The sequence below is a fragment of the Micromonospora avicenniae genome, from assembly GCF_900156065.1.
Classification (GTDB): domain Bacteria; phylum Actinomycetota; class Actinomycetes; order Mycobacteriales; family Micromonosporaceae; genus Micromonospora; species Micromonospora avicenniae.
Genome location: NZ_FTNF01000008.1, coordinates 35,342 through 51,161 on the forward strand (window position 1 = coordinate 35,342; position 15,820 = coordinate 51,161).

Here is a 15,820-nt window from a genome sequence, read left to right on the forward strand (position 1 = left end):
TAGCAGAGCCTGCCGTAGTCCATCATCTGAACGACACGGGGCGGCAGAAGAGATTCTGCCGCCCCGTGTGTCGTCGGTGTGTCAGTTGTCGGACCTCAACCGAGGTCCTTGCGGTGGAAGTCGCGCTTGCACTGCTGCAGGTCGACCTCGACGCGCTCGCCGAGGTCCACGTTGACCCGGGCGGTCTGCAGCACCGTGCCGTCCGGCCGTTCACAGGTGAGGATCCACGGTTCGGTGTAGAAGCCGGTCCGGTTTCCGCGTACGCCGTCGGCCTGGTAGGCCGGAGCGGGCCGGTACGACGGGTTGACCGCCCAGCGGAACTTCCCGTTCGGCTGCACGACGTCCAGGTCCGAGCTCAGCGTGGTGGTGAACGACGTCGGCCGGACGCTGCCGTCGGGCTGCGCGTACGGGCTGGTGTACATCTCGAACGACTTGGTGAGCCGCAGCACCGCGTCCTTCGGCGCCTTGCCCTCGATGATCGCGTGCTCGGCGGAGTCCGCGGTCGTCTCGAGGGCCTCGAGCATCGCCCCGCGGTGCGCGGCGTACGTGTCGAGGACCTGCGTCTGGTAAGTCCGGGCCGCCCCGGCGTTCGGACACGTCTCGCTGGTGATGGAGAGGCCGCGGGTGGCGTAGTACGCCCAATCGATGGCCTCACCGGTCGTCTCGTAGTCCTCCGCGGAGGGCAGCGCGCGGTACGTGGGCCCGTACTGGGCGGCGACGGCGGAGGCGAGCCGGTGCAGGCGCGGTGTGTCCTGCGCCGGTCCGGCGGCGAGCTGCAGCGGCGGGTAGAGCACCACCTGGATGCAGGTGTGCTGGGTGTTGAACACCGTTGCCTGCCTCGTGGAGAGCAACCACGCGATGTTCCTGCTCTCCGGCTCGGACCAGGGGGCGGCGCCGGCCGACGACAGCGGTAGCCAACCCAGACCGTAGTTGCGGTTCATGTCCGTGTTGGTGTCGTTCTGCCGGCGGTTGCGGACGAATCCGTCGACGTTCACCACCGGCACGACCACGACGCGGGCCCGGTCGAGCAGGTCCGCGATGTACGGGTCGCGGGCGTTCTCGACCAGGTCGATGGCGAACTCCAGGGTCAGCTCGCCGCTGGGCCACTCGTTGCCGTGGTGCATGCCCACATCCACGAAGACCGGCTTGCCGTCGTTCGCCTGGACGTTGTTGCTGATCTCGATGCCGCGTACGGTCCGGCCGGAGGTCGTCTTGTAGGGCAGCGTGATCGGCTTGACCAGGGTCGGGTGCTGGGCGGCCAGCTCGGCCATGTCGCTCTCGTAATCGGCCAGCGTCCGGTACGCGGTGTTGCCGCTGGGCAGGGTGGGTTCCGCGGCGGCGGCGCCGGTGGCGGGTGCGACCACAGCCCCGAGGCTGAGCGTGAGCGCGACGGCGGCGGTCGGCAGTCGGTGCTTCCATCGGAACGGATGGGCGTCGATCACGAGTGATCCCCTTCTACGCGGTGGTCCGGGTCTGCAAGTTCCTTCACTCGATCGATTGATTTACTTCTCTCCATCCAAGAGCGCCACCGGTGCGCGGGCCACCCGACAACGATCTCCCTTTGGTAACTACGCGGTTTTCCTAGTTCAGGCAGTGCACCCACACCACGGCTCTGGACGGCCAGTCGCCGCGACCGCCGACGTCGAGGATTCCGAGCTCGAGCCGCTGCCCGGATGACCCGGGGAGCAGACAGGTGGGGCGGGTGCCGCCGTGCAACACGCCTGCGGCGTCGGTCCAAGGGACGTCCGCGATCAGCGCCAGCCCCTCACCTTCGCGACTCCCGCTGTCGGCGGTGAAACCGATCGCCGTGCCGTCGGAGTTCACCCCGGTCACCGTTCCCCGGACGATCGCCGGCTCACCCTTGTCGCGGGTCACCTGCCAGGTCACCGCCGCACCGAGCAGTGCCCCGGCGAGGACCAGGAGGGGAAGCGTCCGGAGCGGAACCCGCATGGACCGGGACGGTCGAGCCGGCGGGTGGAGTGGGGCAGGGGTCGCCATCGCCGCAGTTTAGTGATCCACAGGTGTAGCCGAATCGCCCGTTGCAGGCGTCGCCGCCTGCCCCTTGGGACGGGAGGCGCGAGCCGATGGCGCTCGCTGCCCGGGCGTCGCCGCACCGGTGACGCGGCCCGGGAAGATCCACGGCGCGAGGATGTTGATCTCCGACCGCGGCGACGCCGGGTGGCTCCGGCGGCCCGAAAAAAATTTCTGCCTACGGGTTGACCGCTCGAATGTCCGTGCGTAGCGTCCGCTTATGCGCATAAGCGGATCGGGGCGGAGCGGCCGGTCGCGGGTCTCGCAGGCGGACATCGCACGGCAGGCCGGCGTCACGCAGGCGGCCGTGTCGATGATTCTGCGAGACCGGGCCGACGGCATTCCCGAGGCCACCCGCGAACGGGTTCTCGCGATCGCGCGGGAGCTCGGCTACCGCGCGGACCCACTCGCACGTCGGCTCGCCAACGGTCGTAGCCAGATCATCGGTGTGTTCACCTACGAGAAGGTGTTCCCCGTCGCGCACCGCACCTTCTACCACCGGTTCCTCCTCGGCATCGAGGAGGCGGCGGAGGCGCACGACCAGGACCTTCTGCTGTTCACGAGCGCCGCCGGGCGGCGTGACGGCAACAGCGGGGGAGTGCGCACGATCTACGCCTCCGGAGAGAACAAGCTGCGGCTGGCCGACGCGGCCGTGCTGCTCGGCCGGGACGAGATCCCTGCCGAACTGGAGCAGCTCTCCGCCGACCAGTACCCCTTCGTCTTCATCGGCCGCCGCTTCCTCGCCGACGGCCGTGAGGTCCCGAGCGTCGCCCCCGACTACGCAGCCGCCACCCGCGCGCTGACGCAGCGTTTCGCCGCCCTCGGTCATCGGAAGATCGCATACCTGGGCGCGGACCAGAGCCTGCCCGCCTCGATCGACAGGCTCTCCGCGATCACCGCCAGCGAACTGGACGCACAGCTGCACTTCGCACCCGTCTCCGAGGTCGACGAGGCGCTGCTTCACCGGCTGCTCGACGCCGGAGTGACCGGTCTGATGCTGGAGAACAGCGAGTACGCCGAACTGGTCGGCGGACTCGCCACCAAGGTGGGCGCGGACCGGAACGCGCACCTGTCGCTCGCCGTGGCGGGTCTGACGGAGGAGGACGGCGCCGACACCCCCTGGTCCGGCTTCACCGTCCCCGGCTATCGCATCGGCCACCTCGCGGTGGAGGACCTCCTCGCCCAGTTGGAGGGCGCGCCGCCAGGCTGCCGGCTGGTGCCCTGCCCCGAGGCGCCCGGCCGAACCCTCACCGCCGTTCCCCGCTAGAACGGGACCCCTGACAACCACACCCATCCGACATTCCTGAAGATCCCCAATCCCCTCGCACCAGGAGGACCATCAGCATGCGACGACTCCGAGCCCCCCTGCTCGGCGCCGCGGTGGCGGCCACCCTCGCCGTCACCGGCTGCGGTGTCGGCAGTGGCGACAGCGGCGGCAGTTCAGACAACATGACCATGACTGTCTGGACCACCAACCCCGACCAACTGAAGCTGCTCAACGACCTCACCGCCGAGTTCTCCAAGACTCACGGCGGTGGCAAGGTCGAGATCCAGTCGATCCCCCAGGCGGACTACCTCACCAAGATCTCCATCCGGCTGTCCGGGGGCACCCCGCCCGACCTCGGGTGGATGGGCGCCCCGGACGCGGTCGGGATGGCGAAGAACGGCCAGCTTGTGGACCTCGGGCCGCAGCTGAAGGACGACGCCTCGTACCAGTTCGACGACTTCGTGCCGGCCTCGTTCACCAACTGGCAGAGCGGCGACCAGGTGTGGGGCGTACCGTTCTCGACCAGCCCGTTCTTCACCATCTACAACAAGGACCTGCTCGCCAAGGCCGGTGCGCAGGACCCCGCGAAGCTCGCCGCCACCGGCGGCTGGACCTGGCAGGCCCTGAGTGACCTCGGCCGGAAGGTGCAGCCGACGCTGCCCACCGGAAGCTACGCCTTCCAGAGCAACGACGGCGGCATCTACGGCAAACTCGTCTGGACCACCCTGGAACCGTTGATCCGCGCCTACGGTGGCAAGGTCTTCGACCCTGACACGGGCCAGTGCCAGCTCAACTCGCCCGAGTCGGTTGCGGCGATTCAGGCGTACCGCGCGATGGCGTTCACGGACAAGACCGCGGTACCGCCGGGCAACGAGGCTGACTTCTTCGCCGGCAAGGCCGCCGTGACCTTCACCCAGACCTCGCGGCTGAGCCAGCTCAAGGGCGCGGGCTTCGACTGGGGAGTCGCCCCGCTGCCCGCCGGGCCGGGTGGCCCGGTCAACTTCACCGGGCAGGCCGGCCTGGTCGCCTTCAAGGGCGGCAAGCACGAGAAGCTCGCCACCGAACTGGTCAAGTACCTCAGCGGCAAGGAAGGCACCCAGAAGCTGGCGTCCTTCTTCCCGCCGGCCCGCAAGTCGGTACTCGCCGAGGCAGAGCAGATCTACGCTCAGGGCCCGCTGCCGAAGGACGCGATCGACCCGGTGCTGGTGTCGAGCATCGAGAAGGGCTACCCGTTCCGGTACCCGTCCGCGTGGCCCGAGGTGCTGCAAACCTCGGCTCCCGTCTTCGACAAGCTCTGGGCACAGAACGCGAACGCGCAGGACGTCATGAACGATCTGTGCCAGCAGCTCGACCCGCTGCTGAAGCGCGACGTCGCGGGGTCCTGACGCCATGACCACAAAGTCCGCGACGGCGCCGCCGTCGCCGTACCGGCCCGTATCGGGGCGCGCCACACAAGGCCGGACAGCGCAGGCCGGGCGCTCGGTGAGGCGTACGAGGCGCATGCGAGAGACGCTCACCGCGTACCTGCTGATCAGCCCGCAGATGCTGGGCTTCCTCGTCGTCGTCCTGATCCCGCTGATCACGGTGTTGGTGCTCAGCTTCACCGACAGCAACCTGCTGGCCCCGGATGCTCGGTCGGTGGGGCTGGACAACTACCAGACGATGGTCAGCGAGGACCCGGCGTTCTGGCGATCCGTCGTCACCACCGGAATCTTCTCGGCCGGACTGGTCGTGATCAATGTCGTGATGTCGCTGTTCCTGGCACTGGTGCTGCACCGCAAACTGCGCGGCGCGCAGCTGTTCCTGGCGCTCGCCTTCCTGCCCGTGGTGACGTCGCAGGCGGCGTGGGCCGTCGTGTGGAGGTTCCTGCTGCAGGGTGAGGGCGGCACCGTCAACAGCCTGCTCAGCGTCTTCTCGATCAGCGGGCCGAACTGGCTGTTCGAGGCGAAGCCGGCGCTGGCCGCGGTGACCGTGGTAGCCGCCCTGAAGACCGTCGGACTCAAGGCCGTCATCTTCCTGGCAGCACTGCGCAGCATCCCGAAGGAGGCGGTCGAAGCGGCCCGTCTCGACGGAGCCAGCGAATGGCAGGTTCAACGACGGGTGATCCTGCCACTGCTCGCCCCCACCACCCTCGTGGTCGTCATCATCACGCTCATCGGCTCGTTCCAGGTCTTCGACTACATCATGTTGATGACGAACGGCGGCCCGTCCCACGCCACCACGGTGCTCGCCTTCGCCATCTACCAGCAGGGCTTCGAACTGATGCGCACCGGGTACGCCAGCGCGCTCGCCGTGGTGCTGTTCGTGATCACGCTGGGCCTGGTGGCCGTGCAGTGGTGGGCGCGTAAGAAGTGGGTGCACAGTGAGTGATCAAACATCCGGCCGGGCGGCGCGCTTTCGGCCCGTGGCGCTGCGCGTGCTGTTGTACGTCCTGCTCGTCCTCGCCGTCGCACCGCTGGTCTTCCCGTTCCTGTGGATGGCCTCCAGCGCGCTCAAGCCGCCGGCCGAGATCTTCTCGTACCCGCCGCGCCTGATCCCGCAGCACGTGGCGTGGGAGAACCTCAGCGAGGTGTTCCGCCTCCAGCCGTTCGCCCGTCAGATCTGGAACAGCGTCTACATCGCGGCGGCTGTCACCGCGTTGACCTGCGCGTTGTCGCTGCTGTCCGGGTACGCGTTCGCGCGGCTGCGGTTCCCCGGCCGCAACCTGCTGTTCTTCCTGCTGCTCAGCGCCTTGATGCTGCCGGCGGAGGTTACCCTCATCCCGCTGTTCAAGATGCTGCGCCTGGCCAATCTGGTCGACACCCACGTGCCGCTGATCATCTTGCCGGTGTTCGGCGCCACCGGTGTGATGGCGACCTTCCTCATCCGGCAGTTCTTCCAATCCCTGCCACCCGAGGTGGAAGAGGCGGCCCAACTCGACGGGCTGGGCCGGCTCGGCATCATCTGGCACATCGCGATGCCGCTGGCCCGGCCCATGCTCGGTGCCGTCGCGATCATCGCGTTCCTCGCGAGCTGGAACTCCTACCTGGAACCGCTGGTCTTCCTCAACCGGGTGGAGCTGTTCACCGTGCCGGTCGCGATCACCGCGTACACCGACGCGACAGGGCATCCGCTGTGGAACGTGCAGATGGCGGCGACCGCGATCAGCACGCTGCCGGTGCTTCTGGCGTACGTGCTGGCGCGGCGCCAGATCACCGACAGCCTCGCGCACGCCAACTCCCGTTAGACCCCCCCGACCGAAAGATTCACATGGAACTCGACTGCGACGTCCTCGTCGTCGGCGCGGGCTGTGGCGGCGTGGCCGCCGCCCAGTCAGCCGCACGGCTGGGACAGACCGTCATCCTGACCGACTCGACCGACTGGATCGGCGGGCAGCTCACCGCCCAGGCGGTTCCGCCGGACGAGCACCCCTGGGTGGAACACACCGGCGTCACCGCGACCTACCGTCAGATGCGCGACGCGGTACGCGAGGCATACCGCCGCAACCGCCCGCTGACCCCGGCCGCACTGGCCGCGGCACACCTCAACCCCGGCGAGGCCTGGGTCAGCAACCTGGCCGCCGAGCCGACGGTCGTGCACGAAGTCCTCCGCGACATGCTGCAACCCTGGCTGAGCATGGGTCAGGTGCGGCTGCTCACCCGGCACGAGCCGGCCTCGGCGGAGGTCACCTTCGACCGGGTCGACGCCGTCACCTTCACCGACACCCGCGAGGGCGCGACAGTGCGGATCACCGCCCGCTACGTCCTCGACGCCACCGAAGAGGGTGACCTGCTGCCGCTCACCGGCTGCGAGCACGTCCTCGGAGCGGAGAGCACGGCGGAGACCGGCGAACTGCACGCGCTGACGGGTCCGGCCGACCCGCACGACCAGCAGGCCATCACCTGGTGCGTCGCGCTCGAACTCCGTCCGGGCGAGGACCACACGATCGACCGGCCGAAGGAGTACGACTTCTGGAAGAGCTACCGCGCCGCGCACTGGCCCGGCCCGCAACTCGGCTGGGTGACCGAGGAGCCGGAGACCGGTAAGCCGCTGCGACGGCCGCTCTTCGGCGCGCCCGGTGAACGTGACCTCTGGACGTTCCGCCGGATCCGCTACGGACAGCACGTGAACCCGGCCGTTCCCGACATCACCCTCGTGAACTGGCCGCAGATCGACTACTGGCTCACCCCGATCACCGGTGTCTCCGCACCGGAACGCGCCGCGGGTCTCGAACGTGCCCGGCAGCTCACCCTCTCCTTCGTCCACTGGCTGCAGACCGAGGCGCCACGCCCGGACGGCGGGGCGGGCTATCCGATGCTGCGTCCCAACGGCGACGTGCTGGGTACGACCGACGGTCTGGCCGCCGCCCCGTACATCCGGGAGGCGCGACGCATCCGGGCCGAATTCACCGTCCTCGAGCAGCACGTCGGCGTCGAAGCCCGACCAGGAGCCACCAGCGCGGAGACCTTCGACGACAGCGTCGGAGTGGGCTGTTACCGCATCGACCTGCACCCGAGCACCTCCGGACGCGGCTACCTCGACATCGCGACGTACCCCTTCCAGGTGCCGCTCGGCGCCCTGGTGCCGGTCCGGCTGGAGAACCTCGTCGCAGCCGGTAAGTCCCTCGGCGTCACACACATCACCAACGGCTGCTACCGGTTGCACCCGGTCGAGTGGAACGTCGGCGAGGCCGCCGGAGCGCTGGCCGCGTTCAGCATCAAGCGAGGCGTACCGCCCCGCGCGGTGCGGTCGAAGCCCGAGCTGTGTGCCGAATTCCAGGCGACCCTGGCCGACCTGGGCGTCCAGATGCACTGGCCGGACGACATCCGCGTGCAGACCCGGTGACGGGTTCCGGCCTCGCGGCGGCCAACGCGGCACGACACCGGCGACAATGAGCGTCCGGCCGTCCGCCGTTGGGCATGGGCTTCCGAAGCCCGTGCCCCGGCGGTCGGCCGGTCGGCCGGTCGACCCTCGACAGTGGTCGACCGGCACGCGCCCCGGCAGCCGGTGCCACCTCGGCGAGGATCAGTTGTGTGAGCTGGCCATTCCGCTGGGGGAGGGCCGCGGTGCACGGCGTCATTCATGGTGCTCGACGGCCATTGGCGAACCCGGCTGCCCGAACCACGCATCGCGGACGGCATGCAGGCCGTCGTCCGATGAGCCGGTCAGCCGGAAGAGCTTCCACGCGTAGCCGTACGGGTCTTCGAACTCGACGTACCGTTCGCCCCACGGCGCATCCACCGGACCGGTACCGATGACGCACCCTGCAGCCTGGCAACGCCGCGCCGCCTCCTCGACGTCCTCAACTTCCAGTCCAATGACCACGCCGAGACCGCGTGGACCGAGCTTCGTCTGACGTTCCCGCACACTGTCCGGGAACGGAATGCCTACCAGTGCGTCAACCAGCAACTGCAACGGACCCCTGCGCAGGATTGCCATCACGACATCACCGTCCCGGCCAGGCACCGTGCCCACCGGAACGAAGCCGAAGCTTCGATACAGCGTCGTGGCCGCGCTCACGTCACTGACCCGCAGCGCCACCCGCACCGGCGCCTCACCGCTCATGGCCGCGACAGTACCTAATCACCACGCGTACGACGCCCTCGCGCAACCTGACAGCTCAATTGCTGTAGCGGGTGAGGGGAGGGGTCCCGGCGGCGATGACTGGCCGTCAACTGGTCAGCTAACCGGCGTCGGGTCCGACACCGGGACGGGGTTCCAGGACGACCACCGCGGTCTCCGACGACCGCAGCGTCGCGAACGCGTCGATGTTCGGGTCTATCTCGCGCCAGCGGGCCCAGAGCCGCGACCGCTCGTCGCCTGTCGCCGCGTGACCGCGTACCAGCCGTCGACCGCCGACCAGGTCGACCGTCACATCCGGATGTGCCTGCAGGTTGAGCCACCAGGCGGGCTCACCCGCACCCCACCCGTTCATCGCCAGCGTGAACAGATTCGGTCCGTCCTCCAGGTACGCGACGATGACGCTGCGCTGCTGTCCGCTCCGCCGTCCCGTGGTGGTCAGCCGCAACGTGCCCCAGCGGTCCGCGCGTGGCCGCCAGATCCCGATCCGGCCGCCGAAGACTCGATACAGGGCCCGGTGGACCGACCAGGCCGTACGGATGAACCAGCGCGGCGGAAGCCGCGGTACCTTCGTGCCGTCCTCGACCGCCATGGCGACCTCCTCCGGCTATCAGGCCACGGCGTAAACACGGCGTCAATCGCAGCTTCGGTCAGACCCGCAACGCCGAGTGGCCGCCAACCCCGCTGCCCGAGTTGCCGCGCACGATCATCGAGGCCGGTGGGGTGGGCTCCGTCGGGTCCGACGGTGTCATGGCGCGCGCTCAGGCGGTGGCGGTCTGCCGGGGCAGTGGCCCGGCGGACGGGCCGGCGCCGTAGCCGGAGGCCTGGAGGGTGAACAGTTCGGCGTACCGCCCGCCGAGGGCCATGAGGTCGTCGTGCGTGCCGGCCTCGACGAGGTGGCCATGGTGCAGGACGTAGATGCGGTCGGCGTGGCGGACGTTGGCGAGCCGGTGGGTGATGAGGATGGTGGTCGCCTGTCCCTGCCGGTCGCGGATGGCCTGAAAGAGCGCGTCCTCGGCGCGAGGGTCGAGGGCGGAGGACGGTTCGTCCATGATGAGCAGGTCGGCGTCGCGGAGGAACCCGCGGGCGGCGGTGATGCGCTGCCACTGTCCGCCCGAGAGGTCCTGGCCACCGGCGAAGGTGCGGTCGAGCAGCGTCTCGTACCCGTGGGGCAGCTCGTTGATCATCTCGTGTGCGGCGGCGCGGGCCGCGGCGCCCTGAATGCCCTCCCGAGACGGTGTGCTGGTGATGTCGCCGATGGCGATGTTCGTGGCGGCGGTGAACGGCCACTTGTGGTACTCCTGCGTGACGACCGCGATCCGGTCCCGCAGCGCGTCGATGTCCCAGTCCGCCGCCGGCCGTCCGTTGTAGCGGATGGTGCCGGCGGTGGAGGTACGCAGGGTGGCGATCATGGCGGCGAGGGTTGACTTGCCGGAGCCGTTCTCCCCGACGAACGCCACCGTCTGTCCCGCCGCGATGGTCAGGCTGACCTGCTCGACGGCGGCGGTGTCGCGGTCCGGGTAGCGAAGGCTCACCGCGTCCAACGCGATCTCCTGCAGCCGGCCCGGCGCCGGCTTTGCAGTGGACGGGTCGGTCTGCGCGGGTAGGTAGTCGGCGGCGCGGGTCATGAAACCGGTGTAGTCGCGGAAGTGCTGCCCCTCGGTGTAGACCCGATCGATCTGGAAGGTGACCACCGCGAGGGAGCGTTGCGCGGACTGGACGGCGATCACGCACGTCGCGGCGGCGGCCAGGGGAATCTGCCCGTCGATGAGCAGCAGGCCGAGCAGGACGTAGACGACAGCGGTGGCGATCCCGCCGACCATCGCGCCGATGGTGGTGGTCGTGGTGACCCGGCGTGCCAGGGCGAGCTGAATGTTGGTCTCGACGCCCATGACCCGGTCGTACTGGTCCAGCAGGAAACCGCGGAGGCGGTAGGAGCGTAGCTCGGGGGCCGAGACGCGTTCGGCCATCAGCCGGTGCAGCAGCCACAGCCGCCGCCGGCGTACCGACCCGGCCGCGTAGGTCTGGTATCGCAGGTGCCCCGCGCGCAGCGACGCCCACCCGTTCGGGACGGTGGCCACGAGCAGGGCAAGCAGCAGCAACGGGTGGATCACCATGACGGCGACGGCGACCGCGAGGACGCCGCTGAGGCCGGCGAGCAGATTCATCGACGCCTGGACCAAGGCGGTGGTGGACTCCGCGCCGCGAGAGGCGCGCTCCATGTCGTCGGCGAACGCGTCGGCGTCGAACGCCTCCAACCGCACCGCCGTGGTCACCTCGAACAGACCCCGCTCCACCTCGCGGTCCACCTTCGGGGTGAGGCCGTTCTGCGCGTACCCCATCGCGGCCGCCATGCCGGCACGTAGCGCGGTCACCGTCGCCAGCGCGAGCAGGGCCGGCAGTGCGGCGATCACCTTGTCCGCGGTGGGCCCGCCCGCGAACAGCTCCACCAGCACGCGCTGGGCCGCGAGGAGCCCGAACGCGGACATCACGCCCGCGCCCACCGTCGTGGCCGCCACCACGGACGTCCGCACCCGGTCGGCGCGCCAGCTCACCGCGACGGCGGACCAGACCAGGCGGGGCAGCTCGGTGAATACGGCGAACAGGCCGGCCCCGGCGCGGGCCCGCATGCCGGTCTCCCACCACATCTCCCGCAATTCAGGAAGCACCGAATCGTGGTCGGCGGGCTCAGGAGGCGTTGGTGTCTGGTTGGGATGGCTGGTCGTGGCCATGGAGTACCTCCAGAAGGTGAGCTGAGCTCGCTGAGGTGGCGGTACCTCGGTGGGGGCCGGTCCGGTGACGCGCTCGGGGGCACCCAGTGTCTCTGGTCGGGGCACCAGCAGGGTTGGACTTCCTCGCGGCCTTCAGATCTCGGGAACTCATCGGGTTCGCGCGAGCGCTGATCGCCATCCGTACGGTTGGGGCTTTCTTCGATGACGAGCTGCCCGGCGCCCAGGCCGAATCGACCAAGCTGCAGGAGCTGCACGACGTCGGGCGGGTGAGATTCGTGCGGGTCCGTTCGCTGCCCGCGCTCGTTGAAACGCTCCAGCGCGACTCGTACGACATCCTCACCATCGGCGTGCACGGCACGAGCGGCAACGGCTTCGAATACCGGATGTTGCTGCCGGATGGACCCTCCTCACCGTCCGCCCTGATGACGCTGCCGTTACCCCCGACGGTGGTCCTGGACTGCTGCTGGTCGGCCACGTCCCCCGTGCACCCTGACACGGTCGCCGCCGCGCCTGATCACGTCGGTCAGGAACCGGGTCGCCCGCCGTACCGGCGCCAGTCGTCCACGGCGGCGAGTCCCCCGGGTCGGGGTCGTACATCCGTGCGGTGTTCGGGTTCTGTCCGACCCTCACCCGGCGGCCGACCTGCCATTGCCGTACGTCATACGGTAGGCGGCCGGTACGATGACGCCACCATGTCGAGGGAACGCAAGAGCAAGGTGGATCCCGCCCGCAGCCTGGCCATTCTGTGGCGGACCCGGGAGCCGACCAGCCGCGGCGCCGGGCCCGGGCTCAGTGTGGACCGGATCGTCCGGGCGGCGATCGAGATCGCCGACGCGGAGGGGATCGACGCGCTCACCATGCGCCGCGTCGGCGAGGCGCTGGGTGTCGGAACGATGTCCGTCTACACATACGTGCCCGGCAAGGCCGAACTGCTCGACGTCATGATCGACACGCTCTACGGGGAGATGGAACGCCCGACGGACGTACCCGATGGCTGGCGGGGCAAGCTGGAGCGGATCGCGCGGGACAACCTGGCCCTCTACCGCGCACACCCCTGGATGCTGCGCGCCGAGACCAGCCGGCCCGTGCTCGGTCCCAACATGCTCGCCAAGTACGACTACGAGCTGAACGCGGTGGCCGGCATCGGGCTCGACGACGTGGAGATGGACGCCGTACTCACGCTGGTCCTCGGGCACGCCAAGAACTCGGCGCGGGCCGCTTCGGAGGTCTCCGACCTCGAACGCGAGACCGGCATGACAGACGGCCAGTGGTGGCAGCTGCACGCCCCCTGGCTGGAGAAGTTCATGAAGGCGGGTAGCTATCCGACGGCCGCTCGGGTCGGCACGGCGGCCGGGCAGGCGCACGGTGCGGCCTACGGGCCGGAATACGCCTTCGAGTTCGGTCTCCGGCGGGTGCTCGACGGCATCTCGGTGGTCGTCGCCGAGCGCTCGGCCGAGGCCGGACCCGCCCGCTAGGGCGCGAGAAGGAGATCTGGCGCCCGGCCGACCGCTCGGCGCTTGTCGGCGCCGGCGTCCAACGCCGGCGCCACCACGGCGAAGGCGCGGTCGGTCAGCTCGGCCAGGCGATGTTCGTCGTCGCCGGGCCGCCACTGCTGGAGTATCGCGTCCAGGGCCAGCATGGCCATGCCCGCGGCCATCTGCGGGTACGGATCGGTGCTCGGGTCGAGGTCGTGGCGGGCGGCGAGTTCGGCGGCCAGCCCGCTGCGCCACTGGATCTGACGTTCCAGCCAGCGGGCGTGCAGGGCGGGGGTGTCGAGGATGAGCCGGACCACGATCCGGGATCGCTCGGCGTGGTCGGGCTGGTCGGCGCAGCCCGAGAGCGGTCGCCAGATGGCATGACGCAGCGCGACCGATGGTGCTTCGTTCTTCGGCCGGGCGGCGAGTTCGGTGACGACGTCCGCGCCCATGTCGGCGAGGAACCGGACGACGACGTCCTCCTTCGAGGCGAAGTAGCGGAAGAAGGTGCGCCGTGACATGCCCGCGATCGCGACGATGTCGTCGACCGTGACGGCGTCGAAGCCGCGGGTGGCCAGCAGCATCAGGGCCGCGTTGCGCAGCTCCTCGGCGACGAGTTGCCGTTTGCGTTCGGCCAGCGTGGTGTCCGACCTCGTTGCCATGCACCGATGCTATGCCATGCCCATTTCGGCATTCCGCGCACTACTTGACACTGAGTGCCATCGATAGCACCGTAGAACGCATGAATGCTGATCGCTGGACCGCGGACCGGATCCCGTACCTGAGCGGACGCACCTTCGTCGTCACCGGAGCCAGTAGCGGACTCGGTCTGGTCACCACCCGGGCGCTCGTCGCACGGGGCGCCCACGTGGTGATGGCCGTCCGCGACGAGGCGAAAGGTCGGGCAGCCGCCGCCTCGCTCGGTGCGGCACCCGGCACGAGCTGGGAGGTGCTCCGGATCGACCTGGCCGATCTCGACTCGGTCCGTGAGTTCGCCGACCGGATGCACGCGTCACACCGCCGGGTGGACGTCCTGATCAACAACGCCGGGACGATGGCCACACCGTACGCCCTCAGCCCGCAGGGCCACGAGCTGCAGTTGGCCACGAACCATCTCGGGCATTTCGCCCTCACCGGCCTCCTGTTCGACCTGCTGCTAGCCGGCCGTGACCCGCGTGTGGTCACGGTGACCTCGGTCAACCACCGACGGGCCCGGCTGCCCTTCGACGACACCCGGCGGTACTCGCCGATGGGCGCCTACAACTCGTCCAAACTGGCCAACGCCATCTTCGGCTGGGAGCTGCACCGTCGGTTCAGCGACGCGGGCAGCCCCGTTCGCAGCATCCTGGCCCACCCTGGCTACACCGCCACGAACCTGCAGTTCAGCGCCACCACCAAGGGTTGGCGGCTGGTGCTGGGCCGGCTGGGCAACCCGCTGTTGGCGCAGCCCGCCGACCGTGGTGCCCTGCCCCAACTGTTCGCCGCCACCGACGCCTCGGCCCGCCCGGGTCAACTCGTCGTCCCCGGCGGGCCAGGCGAACTACGCGGTTACCCCGTACCGGGGAAACTGTCGCGCGCCGCGACCGATCCGGAGAACGGTCGCCGCCTCTGGAAACTGTCCGAGCAGGCCACCGGCGTACGGTTCGAGGCGCTCCGGCCATCGCGCTGATCCACCTGCCTTCGAGTCAGAAGGTGACCATCGCGCGGCGGACGGCTACGGGCTCCGCGCCTCATTCCCGCGCGAGACCGGCACGACGTCGTACGGCCTCGGTGACAGCGACCCAGTGCTGCTCGGACTGCCCGTGCGCCATGGCGTCGATGAACGCGTCGCGCAGCACTCCACCTAGCGGCAACGGGACCCCGTGCGCCTGCCCGCTGTCGAGCGCGAGGTTCACGTCCTTGTGCCCGAGCGCCAGCTTGAACGCGACCGGCTCATACTCGCGGGCGCCGATCAACCGGCCGTAGTTCGGGAAGACCACACCCGTGAACAAATGCTCGCTGACGATGTCGATGAGCAGCTTCGGGTCGAGATCGGCGGCCTCGGTGACGGTGGTCGCCTCGGCCATCGCCCCGATAGAGCAGGCGATCAGGTAGTTGACCATGATCTTGAGCAGATTGGCCCGCGCGGGTTCGTCGCCGATCGTCCAGGTGCGGCGGCCGATCACGTCGATCAGGGGCTGGACGACCGTGATCGCCTCGGCCTCGCCGGCCACGAGCACGGTCAGGTTTCCGGCGCGGGCCACCTCACTGTTGCCCAGCACCGGCGCGGCGACGTAGCGCAGGCCCAGCTCCGCGTAGCGCTGATGAGCGCGGGCCGCGAGTTCACTGCTGATGGTCGCCGTGTTCACGTGCACGGCGCCGGCAGGGGCGCCGGCCAGCAGATCCTCGTCGAGGAGGAGTCTGGTGACCGCGTCGTCGTCGCTGAGCGCGCTGAGCACCACGTCACACGTGAAGATCTCGGCCAGGTCGGCGGCCGCGGTGGCGCCCTGCTCGGTCATCTCCCGCACCGGCTCCGGCGAACGGTTCCAGACCTGGACGGGGTGACCGGCGGCGAGCAGGTTGGCCACCATCGCCTGGCCCATCGCTCCGAGCCCAACGAACCCGATCTTCATTCCTGGTCACGCTCCTGGCTCTCGCGCTGGTCCGGGTGGCTGCGGTAACTCTACGGATCATGCTCGGGAGGTTCCACGGTTGGTGACAGACGTCCCGGTGAGGGTGTCGCGGCGTTCCTCGCAGCCGTGCGGAAGTTGGTGCCG

At 69.5% G+C, this 15,820-nt stretch carries 14 protein-coding genes; 7 read left to right on the plus strand and 7 right to left on the minus strand.

Translation table 11 applies throughout. The features are described 5' to 3' along the window. Positions 1 to 95 precede the first annotated feature (95 nt). Both BXA10_RS14535 and BXA10_RS14540 read right to left on the minus strand, forming a co-directional pair. On the minus strand, positions 96 to 1,442 hold the full coding sequence (locus BXA10_RS14535) for a M14 family zinc carboxypeptidase (protein ID WP_076470885.1): 1,347 nt from the start codon (positions 1,440 to 1,442) through the stop codon (positions 96 to 98). Between the two features lie 139 nt (positions 1,443 to 1,581). Then, positions 1,582 to 1,950, minus strand: a complete 369-nt coding sequence (locus tag BXA10_RS14540; RefSeq protein ID WP_076470886.1) for a hypothetical protein — start codon at positions 1,948 to 1,950, stop codon at positions 1,582 to 1,584. Between the two features lie 301 nt (positions 1,951 to 2,251). Here BXA10_RS14540 and BXA10_RS14545 point away from each other — a divergent pair, with 301 nt between their 5' ends. The 5 genes from BXA10_RS14545 to BXA10_RS14565 all read left to right on the plus strand — a co-directional run bounded on the left by BXA10_RS14545 (position 2,252) and on the right by BXA10_RS14565 (position 8,122). Beyond that, positions 2,252 to 3,298 (plus strand): LacI family DNA-binding transcriptional regulator, encoded by a 1,047-nt coding sequence (locus BXA10_RS14545; protein ID WP_076470887.1) that lies wholly within the window; start codon positions 2,252 to 2,254, stop codon positions 3,296 to 3,298. Between the two features lie 77 nt (positions 3,299 to 3,375). Further along, positions 3,376 to 4,683, plus strand: a complete 1,308-nt coding sequence (locus BXA10_RS14550; protein WP_076470888.1) for an ABC transporter substrate-binding protein — start codon at positions 3,376 to 3,378, stop codon at positions 4,681 to 4,683. A 115-nt stretch (positions 4,684 to 4,798) separates the two neighbouring features. Further along, entirely contained in the window at positions 4,799 to 5,668 is an 870-nt protein-coding gene (locus tag BXA10_RS14555) for a carbohydrate ABC transporter permease (protein WP_076470889.1), read from the plus strand. Further along, positions 5,661 to 6,524: a carbohydrate ABC transporter permease gene (locus tag BXA10_RS14560; protein ID WP_245828250.1), complete on the plus strand. Its 864-nt coding sequence runs from the start codon at positions 5,661 to 5,663 to the stop codon at positions 6,522 to 6,524. Before BXA10_RS14555 ends, BXA10_RS14560 begins: the two co-directional genes overlap by 8 nt. A gap of 23 nt (positions 6,525 to 6,547) precedes the next feature. Beyond that, positions 6,548 to 8,122: an FAD-dependent oxidoreductase gene (locus BXA10_RS14565; RefSeq protein WP_076470891.1), complete on the plus strand. Its 1,575-nt coding sequence runs from the start codon at positions 6,548 to 6,550 to the stop codon at positions 8,120 to 8,122. A gap of 231 nt (positions 8,123 to 8,353) precedes the next feature. Here the strand turns inward: BXA10_RS14565 and BXA10_RS14570 are convergent, their stop codons facing one another. The 3 genes from BXA10_RS14570 to BXA10_RS14580 form a co-directional block, all read right to left on the minus strand. Continuing rightward, positions 8,354 to 8,842 carry a VOC family protein gene (locus BXA10_RS14570; RefSeq protein ID WP_076470892.1) on the minus strand — a complete coding sequence of 163 codons (489 nt, stop codon included), beginning with the start codon at positions 8,840 to 8,842 and terminating at the stop codon, positions 8,354 to 8,356. 118 nt (positions 8,843 to 8,960) lie between these two features. Then, complete coding sequence (locus BXA10_RS14575; protein WP_076470893.1) at positions 8,961 to 9,449, minus strand: nitroreductase/quinone reductase family protein; 489 nt, start codon at positions 9,447 to 9,449, stop codon at positions 8,961 to 8,963. Between the two features lie 169 nt (positions 9,450 to 9,618). Further along, entirely contained in the window at positions 9,619 to 11,589 is a 1,971-nt protein-coding gene (locus BXA10_RS14580; RefSeq protein WP_076470894.1) for an ABC transporter ATP-binding protein, read from the minus strand. Between the two features lie 692 nt (positions 11,590 to 12,281). Between BXA10_RS14580 and BXA10_RS14585 the strand changes: the two genes are divergently transcribed. Further along, a complete protein-coding gene (locus BXA10_RS14585) occupies positions 12,282 to 13,064 on the plus strand; it encodes a TetR/AcrR family transcriptional regulator (protein ID WP_076471029.1) in 783 nt (260 codons plus the stop codon). On the opposite strand, the gene BXA10_RS14590 is transcribed toward BXA10_RS14585, so the two are convergent. Then, entirely contained in the window at positions 13,061 to 13,726 is a 666-nt protein-coding gene (locus BXA10_RS14590; protein ID WP_076470895.1) for an acyl-CoA-like ligand-binding transcription factor, read from the minus strand. The genes BXA10_RS14585 and BXA10_RS14590 overlap by 4 nt on opposite strands. 80 nt (positions 13,727 to 13,806) lie before the next feature. Here BXA10_RS14590 and BXA10_RS14595 point away from each other — a divergent pair, with 80 nt between their 5' ends. Next, the gene (locus tag BXA10_RS14595) at positions 13,807 to 14,733 is read left to right on the plus strand and encodes an oxidoreductase (protein WP_076470896.1); all 927 of its coding nucleotides are present in this window, start codon (positions 13,807 to 13,809) and stop codon (positions 14,731 to 14,733) included. 61 nt (positions 14,734 to 14,794) lie between these two features. Here BXA10_RS14595 and BXA10_RS14600 read toward each other — a convergent pair whose 3' ends face one another. Then, complete coding sequence (locus tag BXA10_RS14600; protein ID WP_076470897.1) at positions 14,795 to 15,676, minus strand: NAD(P)-dependent oxidoreductase; 882 nt, start codon at positions 15,674 to 15,676, stop codon at positions 14,795 to 14,797. Positions 15,677 to 15,820 lie beyond the last annotated feature (144 nt).

What these genes read in the sequence shown, in the direction of transcription:
- BXA10_RS14555 (WP_076470889.1), top strand. Translation starts at nt 4,799, where the DNA reads ATGCGAGAGACGCTCACCGCGTACCTGCTGATCAGCCCGCAGATGCTG.
- BXA10_RS14575 (WP_076470893.1), bottom strand. Translation starts at nt 9,449, where the DNA reads ATGGCGGTCGAGGACGGCACGAAGGTACCGCGGCTTCCGCCGCGCTGG.
- BXA10_RS14600 (WP_076470897.1), bottom strand. Translation starts at nt 15,676, where the DNA reads ATGAAGATCGGGTTCGTTGGGCTCGGAGCGATGGGCCAGGCGATGGTG.
- BXA10_RS14585 (WP_076471029.1), top strand. Translation starts at nt 12,282, where the DNA reads ATGTCGAGGGAACGCAAGAGCAAGGTGGATCCCGCCCGCAGCCTGGCC.
- BXA10_RS14595 (WP_076470896.1), top strand. Translation starts at nt 13,807, where the DNA reads ATGAATGCTGATCGCTGGACCGCGGACCGGATCCCGTACCTGAGCGGA.
- BXA10_RS14580 (WP_076470894.1), bottom strand. Translation starts at nt 11,589, where the DNA reads ATGGCCACGACCAGCCATCCCAACCAGACACCAACGCCTCCTGAGCCC.
- BXA10_RS14590 (WP_076470895.1), bottom strand. Translation starts at nt 13,726, where the DNA reads ATGGCAACGAGGTCGGACACCACGCTGGCCGAACGCAAACGGCAACTC.
- BXA10_RS14540 (WP_076470886.1), bottom strand. Translation starts at nt 1,950, where the DNA reads ATGCGGGTTCCGCTCCGGACGCTTCCCCTCCTGGTCCTCGCCGGGGCA.
- BXA10_RS14570 (WP_076470892.1), bottom strand. Translation starts at nt 8,842, where the DNA reads ATGAGCGGTGAGGCGCCGGTGCGGGTGGCGCTGCGGGTCAGTGACGTG.
- BXA10_RS14545 (WP_076470887.1), top strand. Translation starts at nt 2,252, where the DNA reads ATGCGCATAAGCGGATCGGGGCGGAGCGGCCGGTCGCGGGTCTCGCAG.
- BXA10_RS14565 (WP_076470891.1), top strand. Translation starts at nt 6,548, where the DNA reads ATGGAACTCGACTGCGACGTCCTCGTCGTCGGCGCGGGCTGTGGCGGC.
- BXA10_RS14550 (WP_076470888.1), top strand. Translation starts at nt 3,376, where the DNA reads ATGCGACGACTCCGAGCCCCCCTGCTCGGCGCCGCGGTGGCGGCCACC.